Annotated in this window: 9 protein-coding genes and 1 other annotated feature; of the genes, 4 read left to right on the top strand and 5 right to left on the bottom strand. The window is 52.8% G+C overall.

Annotation, left to right across the window (positions count from 1 at the left end):
• The first annotated feature begins 349 nt into the window (after positions 1-349).
• Positions 350-889, top strand: coding sequence for a hypothetical protein (locus WH37_RS26240; protein ID WP_331458077.1), 540 nt, complete (start codon positions 350-352; stop codon positions 887-889).
• A gap of 105 nt (positions 890-994) precedes the next feature.
• Here WH37_RS26240 and WH37_RS26235 read toward each other — a convergent pair whose 3' ends face one another.
• Both WH37_RS26235 and WH37_RS26230 read right to left on the bottom strand, forming a co-directional pair.
• Complete coding sequence (locus tag WH37_RS26235; RefSeq protein WP_231594371.1) at positions 995-2,578, bottom strand: SMI1/KNR4 family protein; 1,584 nt, start codon at positions 2,576-2,578, stop codon at positions 995-997.
• Positions 2,579-2,647: 69 nt separating this feature from the next.
• The gene (locus WH37_RS26230; RefSeq protein ID WP_046233603.1) at positions 2,648-3,763 is read right to left on the bottom strand and encodes a hypothetical protein; all 1,116 of its coding nucleotides are present in this window, start codon (positions 3,761-3,763) and stop codon (positions 2,648-2,650) included.
• Between the two features lie 194 nt (positions 3,764-3,957).
• On the opposite strand from WH37_RS26230, the gene WH37_RS26225 reads away from it, so the two are divergent.
• Positions 3,958-4,857: a YwqG family protein gene (locus WH37_RS26225; protein ID WP_046233602.1), complete on the top strand. Its 900-nt coding sequence runs from the start codon at positions 3,958-3,960 to the stop codon at positions 4,855-4,857.
• A gap of 217 nt (positions 4,858-5,074) precedes the next feature.
• Here the strand turns inward: WH37_RS26225 and WH37_RS26220 are convergent, their stop codons facing one another.
• From WH37_RS26220 to WH37_RS26210, 3 genes are all read right to left on the bottom strand, one after another.
• Positions 5,075-6,304 carry an aminotransferase-like domain-containing protein gene (locus WH37_RS26220; RefSeq protein WP_052737228.1) on the bottom strand — a complete coding sequence of 410 codons (1,230 nt, stop codon included), beginning with the start codon at positions 6,302-6,304 and terminating at the stop codon, positions 5,075-5,077.
• A 235-nt stretch (positions 6,305-6,539) separates the two neighbouring features.
• Complete coding sequence (locus tag WH37_RS26215; RefSeq protein ID WP_046233601.1) at positions 6,540-7,703, bottom strand: iron-containing alcohol dehydrogenase; 1,164 nt, start codon at positions 7,701-7,703, stop codon at positions 6,540-6,542.
• A gap of 125 nt (positions 7,704-7,828) precedes the next feature.
• Positions 7,829-8,851, bottom strand: a complete 1,023-nt coding sequence (locus WH37_RS26210; RefSeq protein WP_046233600.1) for an EamA family transporter — start codon at positions 8,849-8,851, stop codon at positions 7,829-7,831.
• Between the two features lie 404 nt (positions 8,852-9,255).
• On the opposite strand from WH37_RS26210, the gene WH37_RS26205 reads away from it, so the two are divergent.
• Positions 9,256-10,221, top strand: coding sequence for an L-lactate dehydrogenase (locus tag WH37_RS26205; protein WP_046233599.1), 966 nt, complete (start codon positions 9,256-9,258; stop codon positions 10,219-10,221).
• 65 nt (positions 10,222-10,286) lie between these two features.
• Positions 10,287-10,524: a binding site (T-box leader), on the top strand.
• A gap of 62 nt (positions 10,525-10,586) precedes the next feature.
• Positions 10,587-12,287, top strand: coding sequence for an arginine--tRNA ligase (gene argS, locus WH37_RS26200; protein ID WP_143088627.1), 1,701 nt, complete (start codon positions 10,587-10,589; stop codon positions 12,285-12,287).
• Positions 12,288-12,344: the final 57 nt, after the last annotated feature.

The following is a 12,344-nucleotide window of genomic DNA, read 5'->3' as shown; positions in this document are numbered from 1 at the left end:
CTATTATTAGGCGTTCCTTAATGCTGTGTCCACTTTTTATTCTAGCTACATCCTGTCCGCTTACGGCCTGAAATCGGATCAAAAGCCAAAATAGCGGAAACTCAGTCCTTCAAAAAAGGAGGGAGTGTCCCGAACTGCGAGGTCTCGGCAACAGTGGTCTCGGCAACAATCGCATACTGCGGTTTCCCAGCCTTGAATGGTCAGATGAGATTGGCCTCGAAAAAGCGCTAAGCAAGGAGCAGCAGGCCTACTCCGGCTTGCATACACACCCTATAACGATTTTCTTTCATAAATTTGATATATTAATGCTTAAGTCAGCTCATTATATTAGGAATCGGCGAGGTGAACCATGATGAAGATGAAGCTCTATCATTATTACGATGAATCAACAGGCCCTTTTCGCAATCTTTCCGCTCTGGAACCACAGGAGGCCGAGAAGGTCCTTCAACAGATTCGATCTCAAAAAAGGGGATTTGCAAGTAAACGCTCCACGGATTATTTGGAGATTCGGCGTATGCTTGAATGGAAGACAAGAGAATTATTTGTCGTTAAAGGGGGCAAACCTTTGCAAAATTATCCCCACTATATGACTCTTGGAGAGTGCCCTTGGCTTCTGGATTGGTATCCACAAGGCAAAGTTATTCCATTTTCCATTTCCGACTTTGAACCTGGTATCCTTAGCTTTACATACGGCGATTTATTTCCTGCGATGAGATACAACGATGGAAAACCATATCGCGGTCAAGTCTATACGCTCAGTGAGATTGCCGATATTATAAAAACCTTCGGTCTGCCCCAAACATGGAATGCCCAAGGAGACAAAGGGCCGGAAAGATATATAGAAGTGCAAGTATGGGATGATACCCTGATAAGGCCATATTATTCCTAAAATCAAACAGCGGCTGCGGACCAGAAAACTTACCTGGCTGCAACCGCCTTATATGATCATATCGCGCTTTAGTCCATTATCTCCATTCGCCTTGCGTCCGTTACCCTATGCCTTATTATATGCCAGCCAAATTTCCTCTTCTTCTTTCGTCATGCTGCCGATCATTTTGCTCATATCTACCTTTTGCACAAAAAGCTCCTTCAGCACATTAAATTGTGCGAAGCTGCCCGCGAATTGCTGCAGCGAGGAGGATTTCGCCACCGCCTCCAAATGGCCGAGTCGCTCACAGCCGTTCAGCTCAAGCTCCTTCAAGCTTTCACACTCGGCTACAGCCGATATATCCGCAACGGACGTATCGTCCAGCTTCAAGCCTTCCAGCTTGGAAAGCGCGGCTGCAAATGTGAGATCATCCAGCTCCAGCTGCTTCAGCTGGAGCGACTTCAGCTTTTTCAGCTTGCTGAGCAGACCGATATGCTGCTTGGTCTCATCATCAGCAAAGCCTTGTATAGAAAGCTCCTGCAGCTGCTCCAATTCACAGATCGTACGCAGCTGCTCCCCGTTGATGTTCGAGACGGCGAGACTGCGCAAGCTTTTGGACTGGGAAAGGGATGAATAATCAACAATCGGCACATTTTCAGCCACCAGCTTTTTAAGCTTTGGCAGCTTAGCCAGTGGTGAAATATCAATGACACCAGTTCCCGTCAAATACAGCTCCTGCAAATAAGCAAGCTCTGATAGCGCGCTCACATCCATAATCGGATTGCCGCCAATGTATAGCACCTTAAGCTGCGTACAGCCGCTGAGCGGCGCAGCATCGCTAATTTCATTGGCGCTTAACACCAGCTCCCGCACTTCACTGCAATACGCGAAGGGCCCGGCGTCCGTCAGTCCGTCCCTAATAAAATAAAGCTGCTTCGCCTTCAAAAAAGCAGCGACCGAGCCGGACTTCTCCTTAATGCGCGCCAGCCAGCCGGCATCCAGCGACTGCTCCAGCTGCTCTGCCAGATTGACTCCCGTTGCTCCCTCCTCAGCAAGGCTACCTGGACCAGCTTCTAGGGCTGAACGCCCTAGCGGCAGCGGCAAAGCACGCACAGCGTCAAGGAAATGGCCGTTCCCTTCCCGCCCATAGGTCCAGAATACCCACTCCTCATCCCGTTCGACGCTAAACTGCCCTTCCTTTACCGTATCGCGAATAAATTTCAGCAGCTCGCCGAGCGTTAAAGCAATGACATATTTCGTCTCCTCATCCCGGCCAAAATTAATAATCTGGCCCGTTACGCCGCTGGACGCGGGCGCCATATCCACACCGAGATGATTACCTCCGCCATCCTCGCTGATCGGCAGCCAGCCGCGATTTATGTATCGCTCCTCTATCCAGCCAAGCGGAACGGAATAATGGCCGCTTTCCTCGCCAAAGTCCGCCTCCAAATCCGCCCACACCTGCCACTCCGCCGCAAGCTCCTCCAAGGGCAGAAACCTCAGCCCCATGAACAGGCCCGGCCCCATACTCTCCTCGCCGTTATGCAGCAAATACAAGCTCCGCAGCTCGTCTGGTAAAGAAATGCCGAGCCGCGACTCCACTTGGGCAATCTCCGCTTCCGTTGCAGGCCCGTTCAGCGATGCCGCCAGTTGCGGCAGCTCCTCCTTGAGCAGCTCCTTGATTTCCTCCATATATGTAATGATGCTCATCGCTTCTCCATCCTTCCGCTTGTCCATTTCAGCACTCTACTGCTGCGCCTCTTTCCCTTGCCTCAGCTCCTATAGCTCCAATTGCGCAATAAACAACTGCCGGGCCTCGGCAGCACCCTTCATCATCGGATAAACAATGACCCGATACGCCTGATCGCTGACGCGGCAAATATCGTTTAATACGAGCGGTTTGCTGGACGGAATAGGCAGCAGCTCGCCTGTCAGCCGATTCGTGTAGCCGCGTTCTCCGCTATGCGTAAAAATCGCGCGCAGCCCCTTATTTTGCACAATCGCCCACCCATTGCCCTCCTCAAAAGTAAAGCGGATGATATCCGTCCCGTCTGCAAGGCGCATAGGCTCCCACATGCTGTAAAACGGACTTTGCAGCTCATACAGCGCATGAGTCTCCCGCCGCCCATCCGGCGCAATAATACCTAGGCTCAGCTTATTTTCCATCGTAAAAATAACCCGCATGTCCCGTTCGCTTCCCAGCTCCAGCACCTGCAGCATATCCGCCTCGAACCCGCTCAAACGGCGTTCTTCAATAACTCCCCCTTGCCCGTCTAGCGTACGGTGCAGCAGTTCTTCCTCTTGATACAGAACAGCGAGCAGCCCAAGCCTGCCCTCCGGATCAAGGGAGATTTTATTGTTTTTGGGCATCGGCAGCTTGATGACCTTGTTCGACTGGATGCTGCCGTCCGCAAATTCCAGCCGCAGCAGGCGGTCCGGCTTCTTCTCGCTGAACCAATCCTCATCGTGGAACCAGGCCAACGTCCCGAACGAAGCGGCATATTTCCCCGGAAAAGGACGGGTTCCTTTCGGAGCAGCATGCTCGCTTCGCCCGTATAGCGGCAGCGCTATATCGAGCTCCTTGCCGCTTGTTGTTCCAAGCGACACCCAAACCGCCCCATCTGGGCTATGAAACAGCTCAGGCAAAACGCCCTCCTGTTCATGCTGCGTATCGATCAGACTGCCGCTCCCATCCAGATGGATATAGACGACATCATAAAGTCCGCTTTGATCGTCATGATAGGCATACGCCGCAATAACCGTACCGCCTTTCGGCGCGGCAATAGCTCCTTTTGGCGATATCCCGCCCTTATTCTTCAATATGACCACTTGACCAACCGCTTCCGTTAACGTTTCGACATCCCAAGCTTTACTCCAGCTTTTCAACTCTTCCATCCGTCTATCAGCCCCTTATTTCTATCGTACTTTGATTTAGGTAAAATATCACATAGGGAAATATACCCTTTTATCGGCAAACTCTATCTTTCACTACATGACAATTTGGTAAGCTTTCCTCGCAGCGGGGTAATGGTTCAATACGACATGGTTTATGACGACTAATCAAATTCCAGAATGGAGTGTTCATGCTTATGTCCAATCCCCTCAACGAACAGCTGTCGCACGCGCTGGAACAATTACTGAAGCAATATCATCTTTCACCCGCTGCCGAAAAATTGCTCCCTCAATCCCGCAGCACAGTGAAGCTGTCTGCAATAGAGCCTGATTTATATGAAAAGGTCGGCAACTCCCGCGTCGGCGGCTATCCAGATCTTCCGCCAGCGATGGAATGGCCGACGGAGGCGTCCGGCAAGCTGATGACGCCGCTCGCCCAGCTGAATCTGGCGGAGATTGCGCCTGCATGCAGGCAGGGCTGGCTGCCGGAAACCGGCATGCTGTATTTCTTTTGCGGCATGGACGAAGGAGCTGCGAACATCGAGCATCGCATTATTTTCGTCCAGTACCCTGAACAGCTTGCCTTCCGACATCCCGGGGCGGCGACGATTCTTGAGGATATTTATGAAACGTCGTTTCATCCTTACAAAGCCGCAGCCGTTTCAGCGGTTGAGCTGCCGAACATGGCTTATGTGGATTATGAGGTAATTGATTTTGAGGAGGGCTCGACCGACCGCTATTTTGAGCTTGTTGCCGAGATGCAGGGCGATCGCATAACCAACTGGGGGACGATGTTCGGCTATCCGACCGGACAGCATCATGATGCCGAGGAGGAAGCGGCACTGTTCATTTTGGCGGATAAGACGACCGAATATGACAGCGAGAAGGTGATGAAGCATTTGATGGACAAGCTCGGCAGAAGCCGGGAGCGTGCCGAAGCGGAAATCGAGGATATGATCATGCTGCTGGAAATTGACAGCAATGAACAGGTCGGCTATCAGTGGTTGGATGCTGGCGTCATTCATTTTTTCATTCGAAAAGAAGACTTGCTGGCCCGCAATTTCAGCCGCACCTACTGCTCGCTCTCTTCCAGCTAACCCTCCTACCCGGAACATATGGCGTATCAATCGTAAACGGCTGTCGCCGTCCTCTGGCGGCAAAGCTACCGTTTCGCGGGTGAAATATAAGCTCATTATAAGGGTGAAACTTATAAATTCTTATATTTTAAAAAGCGTGAAGCTTCGCCTCGCAAATTTTCTGCTGATGGCGAAGCTTCACGCTTTATGTTGGCTATAAAACGATGCGGATGTCCAGCTAGGCTTGCAGTTCGGGAACAGCCTGCTCCGCCGATTGGCTCTGCAAAGCTTCAAAATAAGCTTCTGCCAAAGCCTTAATGCCACGTTCGATCTGTTCCGTGCTGCAGAAGCTAAAGCACAGCCGCAAATGGTGCGAGCCCTGCCCGTCCGCGAAAAAAGCATTGCCCGCTACAAAGCTGACACCCTTCGCCAACGCAGCTGGCGCAAACTGCCTCACATCAACCTGCTCGCCAAACGTCACCCAGACGAAAAAACCGCCATCCGGCGCCTGCACCGCAATATGCTCCGCAAACTCCCTTTTGAGCGCTTGAATCATCGTATCGCGCTGCGACCTGTAGCGCTCGGTCAGCTTTGCTACCTGCTCATCAAACCCATAATGCTGCAGCAATTCGCCAACCACCTCTTGGGTAAAAGGATTGAGCTGGCTTCCCAGCGACAGCGTCGCCATATGCGAAATGACCTCCGGTGCGGCAATTGCCCAGCCGAGACGCAGCCCAGGACCCAGCGTCTTCGAGAACGTGCTGACATAAATGACCTGCTCCGGCGCAAATGAGTAGATCGAGGGAAGCGTCTCACCACTAATGTTCAGCTCGGCATATGCATCATCCTCCAGGACGAGGAAATTGTAGGCCACCGCCAGCTCCGCAAGCTTTTGCCTGCGCTCAAGCGACAGGCTGACGCCCGTTGGATTATGATAGTTCGGCATGCAGTATAACAGCTTCGGTATCGGCTCATTGTGTTCAGCCACCCGCTTCAAAGCTGCCTCAAGCAGCTCGACCTGAAGCCCCTGCTCATCGACAGGGATCGACTTAATGACGGCACCCGCTGCACGGAAAGCCTGCAAGCCATTAAAGAAAGTTGGCGCTTCTACCCAAGCCTCATCCCCCGGATTTAGCAAAATCCGCGCAGTCAGATCGATGCCTTGAATGGCGCCAAAGGTCGGAATAAAGTTTTCCGCCCCGGCATGAATGCCGAACTTGCGGGAACGTGCCAGCACCCAATCCCTGACGCGGGCTGGCCCCTTCGCTCCCGAATAATGGAGCGCATCCGCCCTGTCCCATTTCAGGGCCTCCTCCGCCGCTGCATGCAGCTCCTCAACCGGCAGCAAATCCGTTGCCGGAAAACCATAGGACAAATGGACATGCTGCGGATCTGTCACCTTCGTTCCGCCAATCGATCGTGCGGGCAAATTGCGGGCAAAGCGATACGCTGCTGCTTGATCTCCCATATGATAAAGCCTCCTCGAATATCCGATTATTCCGATTTTTTTATATGAATTTAACTTATCACTCCATATATGCAGCGGTCAACGGCACGAATAATAGAGATTTTCTATTTCATCATTGAAATTTCAAGTGTTCGAGAATAAACGGCTCCGTTGCTGCCCAGAAAAAAAGCATTCAGGCGTACTGCTTGCGCAGCAACACCTGAATGCTTTTTAAAAAATGGCTTAGCCGCCTGACTTACAGGCTCGCCGTCAAGATGCTCTTGACCGCTTCCTTGTCCAAGCTTTTGAAGGAGCCGATTGGGCCGAATACGGTCGCTTCCGCCGCCATCCGGTCGATGTTCTCGCCGCCTATGCCCAGCTCGCCGAGTGTCGCAGGCGCGCCAATGCGCGTAAAGTAGGCGCGTGTCGCTGCGATACCTGCAAGCGCCACTTCCTCATCGGATTTGCCGCTCGGATCGATGCCCCATACCCGTACCGCATATTGCACGAAGCGGTCAATACGCTCTTGATAAACATGCTTCATCCAGTTCGGGAAAATGATCGCAAGTCCTGCGCCATGCGCGATATCGTAAATCGCGCTTACCTCATGCTCAATGCCATGCGACGCCCAGTCCGTCACGACGCCAATCGGCAGCGTGCCGTTGAGCGCAAAGGTGCCGGCAAGCAGCAGATTCGCTCTGGCGTCATAGTCAGAGCCGTTATCGATTGCTTTTTCACCGTTTTCAATAACGGTTTGCAAAATGGATTCAGCGAAGCGCTCCTGCAGCGGCGTATTGGTCGTCAGGGAGAAATATTGCTCGAACACATGCGACATAATGTCGACGATGCCGTTCGCTGTCTGGTCCTTCGGCACGGAATACGTCAGCTTCGGATCAAGAATCGAAAACTTTGGATAGACAAGCTTGCTGCCAAGACCGCGTTTCTGCTGCGTTTCCCAGTTGGAAATAACCGCGTTGCCGTTCATTTCCGAGCCCGTCGCGGCAAGTGTCAACACGGTGCCGATAGGCAAAGCTTTCTGGATGACCGCTTTGCGGATTGTGAAATCCCATACGTCGCCATCGTACAGCGCCCCAGCCGCAATCGCCTTGGAAGCATCCAGCACGCTGCCGCCGCCAACGGCGAGTACAAACTCGATTTTTTCGCTGCGGCAAATGTCGATCCCTTTATTAATGGTCGTCAGACGCGGATTCGGCTCCACGCCGGACAGTTCATGAACGGTTGCTCCAATGCTATTTAATTGGGAAATCACTTCGTCATAAAGCCCCGAACGCTTGATGCTTCCGCCGCCGTATACGAGCAGTACTTGCGTTCCGTATGGCTTGACCAGCTCTCCAAGCTGCTGTACCTTCCCTGCTCCGAATACCAGCTTGGTAGGATTGTACAATTCAAAATCTTTCATAGTAAGTGAAACCTCCCGTTAATTAAAATAAGTGAACGGTTGTATTATAACACTTTCACTGAGTTTTCTAAAGTTATAGACATTTCGTACTTAACTCGCCTGTATTCAGCGCGGGCTGCTCCACTTTATGAACCATACAAACGCATGAGCAGGATGCCTGCGAAGGCGGCAGATATCCCGATCGTCTCCAGTCTGGAGAAGCGCTCCTTGACGACAAATCGCGTATACAGCAGCACAATTAGCACGTTAAGCGCAGTTACCGCCGATACCAGCCCTGCCTTCCCCACATCAAAAGCGGTCACAATGAACATCATGCCAACCGCATTCGTGATACCAACCGCCATCCCGACGGAAAACGTGCGGCGGAAGCTCCAGCTCCGTTTAATAGCTAAGCCCGCTGCGTTGGCGGCTTTAGCTGCCGAAGCCGCAACTGGCTTTGCACTTTGACTCGAAGTCCCGTTCCTTGCGCCAACAGTGATCCCAGCAGTACCAGACATTGTAGCGGTCCCAGCGGCTATCTCCTGTGCAGCTTGACCTGCTGCCAGGGAAGCAAAGCGCATCGAGCGCAGATCGCGCAGCCACCAAAGCCCAAAGCAGATTGAGCCGCTGCCGAACATGCAGACGAGCGTCGGAAACAACGGCGCATCCATCAGCGTCGACCATTTTCCCGACAAATCGTTTCCGGCAAACAACAGCATGGCCAGCAGCCCCCATTGCGCTCCTTGCAAATTGCCACGGGTAATATCATTGGAATAACGCACCAGCAATATTCCCGCGATAATGATAATAAAGGCGCTTAGCTGCGCCATATTCAGCGTCTCGCCCCATACCGCAAAAGCAACAACGACGACAATCGCCGAAGGAAGCGCAGTCAAAATCGCAACAATAGAGGCTTTGCCCACGGCAAAGCCCTTGAACATGCTCGCATTTGCCCCGAAAGAGAGCAGCCCCATCTGCACCCCAATGAGCGATGAAACGGTGAAAGCCGACCCTGTTGCCAGCGTACAAACAAGTGTAATCAGCGCTCCCGAGAAAAACACTCCGCACAGCAGCGCATTGCGATTAAGCGCCTGCTGGCTCGTCCAATGATACAAAATCCCCCGCAGCCCAAAGCTCGTCGCCGCCAGCAGGGATAATACAAGCCACATGAATTCCATTCCTCCATCTCTCTGTCTGCCCACATATACTTTCCCTATCATGACAGCTGAAGGTTAGATTGTAAATGCACGAAAATAAGCGGTTTATCTATATTCAACCTTAGGACTTCCGACCTGCACAATGTGGACAATCCTCCCTGTTTACATGTGGATAAGTATTGGAGGCAGCGGAAAATACTCAACTTGAACACTGTTGATAATGTGCATAACTCTGTGGATATGTTGAAAAATAGAACTTTCCCCACCACTGGCTGGCAGATGAAAATGTGCATATTTTCACGCTTTCGCATCCATGTGACATAGACAAACATCGAATGAACATGGCCGTCACATTATGGGCTGGATGCCGCATATAATAGCGTAACGAGGTTAACGGCAGAGGAGATGCAACTGAGATGGCAAACAAAGCGCGCAAGGTCGCCATTGTAGGAGTCGGTCAGGTCGGTTCAAGCTGCGCGTATGCCTTAATTAACCAGTCGATTTGCGATGAGCTGCTGCTCATTGACCGCACGTTCGACCGGGCTTACGCGCAGGCGCTCGATTTGTCGCACAGCATGGATTTTGTCCACGGACGCACGAAGGTTGCCGCTGGAACGCTGGAGCAATGCGGAGATGTGGATGTGATCCTTTTATGTGCAGGGGCGTATCCCGTGGGCAGCGCTGATCGACTGGATGTACTGCATACGGTGCGCGAGATTTATGAAACAATGATTCCGCGCATTATGAACAGCGGGTTCAGCGGAATTTTTGTAGCGGCCGCCAATCCTGTGGATATTGTGACGTATGTCGTTTGGGAGCTGTCCGGCATGCCGCGTTGCCAAGTAATTGGCACCGGAACGTCCATCGATTCATCGCGGCTCAAAACGCTGCTCTGCGAGCATTTCCCCGTTGATGCCCGCAGCGTGCAGGGCTATGTGCTTGGGGAGCATGGCGAGTCGCAGTTTCCCGCGTGGTCGCATGTGACGGTTGGCGGCAAGCCGCTGCTGCATATTTTGGCCCAGCATCCCGAGCGCTTCGGGCATGTGAAGCTCGCAGCGCTGGCGGAGCAGACCCGCAATGCCGGCTGGGAAATCTATACGCGCAAAGGCTCGACAAGCTTCGGCATCGGCAATGCACTGGCTCATATTACCCGCTCGATTCTAAACGACGAGCATCGCATTATTGCCGTTTCCGCCATATTAAACGGTGAATATGGCCAGCGGCAAGTATGCGCCGGCGTACCGGCCATCATCGCCAGCTGTGGGGTAAAGGAAATTGTCGAGCTAAAGCTTACGACGCGGGAGCAGCGGCTGATGGAGCGTTCGTGCTCGATTATACGCCAGGCGATTGAGAGCCTGTGCCTCGTAACCGAGAAAGAATAGGCGGAAGCACTGCCGATTAAAAACGGATTGATTTTTCTGATCGTATTCGATATGATAGCTGTTAATTAACATCAAGGAACGGGAGAGTAACCTAAACAGGTGCCATTTCAAGCGAGCCGGAACAGTGAAAGCCGGCAATGGACCGTTAGGCGAAGCGCACCCGGGAGATGGCGGCCTGAAACGAGCAATCACGCTAGGGACGTCCGGTTCAGCACCGTTACAACGGCGAGATGCCCTTCCTTTATTTTGTGCGGAGGCGGCAACAAGAGTGGTACCGCGGGGATAACAGGCCTCGTCTCTTAATTTTAGAGACGGGGCCTTTTTTGCGTGCTGCTCTGGCCTGAACAATAATTTTGGAGAGGAAGATGATGATGCTGTTAATGGACAAAATCGCGCTGGCGCTGGCGAATGCGCTAGCTCTGCCCGAAGCGGAAATTCGGCCCTTGCTGGAATATCCGCCCGATGAGGAGCTTGGCGATGTCGCTTTCCCCTGCTTTACGTTAGCCCGCACCATGAAACAAAGCCCCGCTAACATTGCTGCACAGCTTGAGCCCCTGCTGGCAGATGCGAGCTGGAGCGTCCAGGCTGCCGGCCCCTATTTGAATTTCAAGTGGAATCGGGAGCTGGCGGCGGCGCAGCTTATTGCGGATTGGCACAGCGGAAGCCTCATGCGCGCAGCCATCGGGAACGGAGAGCGTGTCATCATCGACATGTCTTCTCCCAATATTGCGAAGCCGTTCGGTATTGGACATTTGCGCTCTACGATGATCGGCAATGCGCTGTACCACATTTTGCGCAAGGTTGGCTATGAGACGGTCAGCGTCAATCATCTTGGCGATTGGGGCACGCAGTTCGGCAAGATGATTACCGCCTATCTAAAATGGGGCGACGAGCAGCAGCTTGCATCCGACCCCATTAAAGGTTATCTGGAGCTGTATGTGCGTTTCCACGAGGAAGCAGAGCAGCACCCCGAGCTGGAGGATGAGGCGCGCAGCTGGTTCGCCAAGCTGGAGGCTGGCGATGCTGAAGCGGTTCGCTGCTGGAGCCAGTTTATTGCCGACAGCCTGAAGGAATTCAACAAGCTGTATGCCCGGCTCGGCGTGAGCTTTGACCATTTTCTCGGCGAAAGCTTCTATAACGATAAGATGGACGCCGTCGTGCAGCAGCTGCAGGAGCAAAACCTGCTGGAGGAAAGCGACGGCGCACAGGTCGTCCGCCTGGATGAGCATGAGCTTCCGCCTTGCCTCATTCGCAAATCCGATGGCACATCCATCTATGCGACACGTGATTTGGCGACCGCAATTTATCGCCATGAGGAGATGAAGGGCAGCGAGCTGCTGTATGTCGTAGGCTCGGAGCAATCGCTGCATTTTCGCCAGCTGTTTCTCGTGCTTGGGAAAATGGGCTTTGCGTGGGCAGCAGCCTGCAAGCATATCCCCTTCGGGCTGATGAAGCTGGACGGGCAAAAAATGTCCACCCGCCGCGGTAAGGTCGTTTTTCTAGAAGAGGTGCTGGATGAAGCTGTGCAGCGAGCTTTGCAGAAAATAGAGGAAAAGAACCCCGCGCTTGCAGGCAAGGCCGAGGTAGCCGAGGCGGTTGGCATTGGCGCCGTCGTATTCGGAGATCTCAAAAATACGAGAATGCTTGCGGTTGATTTTGTGCTGGAGGATGTACTGAACTTTGAAGGGGAGACGGGCCCGTACGTACAATATGCTTATGCCAGAACGCAGCGGATATTGGCAAAAGCGGCCGACGGCGACGTAGCAGCAGCACCTCAGCCTGCCGATTATGTGTATGTTACGGGCGATTATGCCTGGCTGCTAATGAAGATGCTTTTGCGCTACACGGCAGCCCTGGGTGACGCCGCCAAACGGCATGAGCCGTCGATTCTCGCCAGATATTTGATTCAGCTCGCGCAGGCGTTTAATCGTTTTTATCATCATGACAAGGTGCTCGCAGGTGAAGAAGCGGAGCGAATCGTCAAGCTTAAGCTAGTGCAGGCGGCAGCTGATGTGCTTAAGGAAGGATTAGAGCTGCTCGGCTTGAAAACGCCGAAGGAAATTTAGGCGTAAAACCAAGGTGAAACGGCTGTCGCCATCCTTTGGCGGCGCGGTGCGTTTCAT

The organism is Paenibacillus algorifonticola (assembly GCF_000971975.1).
Lineage (GTDB): Bacteria > Bacillota > Bacilli > Paenibacillales > Paenibacillaceae > Pristimantibacillus > Pristimantibacillus algorifonticola.
Note: the sequence above shows the minus strand (reverse complement) of the source record. Positions and strands in the feature narration are given on the sequence as shown.

Bases quoted from the DNA above. Each gene is read 5' to 3' on its own strand.
- WH37_RS26230 (WP_046233603.1), bottom strand. From the start codon at position 3,763: ATGGAAGAGTTGAAAAGCTGGAGTAAAGCTTGGGATGTCGAAACGTTA.
- WH37_RS26210 (WP_046233600.1), bottom strand. From the start codon at position 8,851: ATGTGGCTTGTATTATCCCTGCTGGCGGCGACGAGCTTTGGGCTGCGG.
- WH37_RS26215 (WP_046233601.1), bottom strand. From the start codon at position 7,703: ATGAAAGATTTTGAATTGTACAATCCTACCAAGCTGGTATTCGGAGCA.
- WH37_RS26240 (WP_331458077.1), top strand. From the start codon at position 350: ATGATGAAGATGAAGCTCTATCATTATTACGATGAATCAACAGGCCCT.
- WH37_RS26205 (WP_046233599.1), top strand. From the start codon at position 9,256: ATGGCAAACAAAGCGCGCAAGGTCGCCATTGTAGGAGTCGGTCAGGTC.
- WH37_RS26225 (WP_046233602.1), top strand. From the start codon at position 3,958: ATGTCCAATCCCCTCAACGAACAGCTGTCGCACGCGCTGGAACAATTA.
- WH37_RS26220 (WP_052737228.1), bottom strand. From the start codon at position 6,304: ATGGGAGATCAAGCAGCAGCGTATCGCTTTGCCCGCAATTTGCCCGCA.
- argS (WP_143088627.1), top strand. From the start codon at position 10,587: ATGATGATGCTGTTAATGGACAAAATCGCGCTGGCGCTGGCGAATGCG.
- WH37_RS26235 (WP_231594371.1), bottom strand. From the start codon at position 2,578: ATGAGCATCATTACATATATGGAGGAAATCAAGGAGCTGCTCAAGGAG.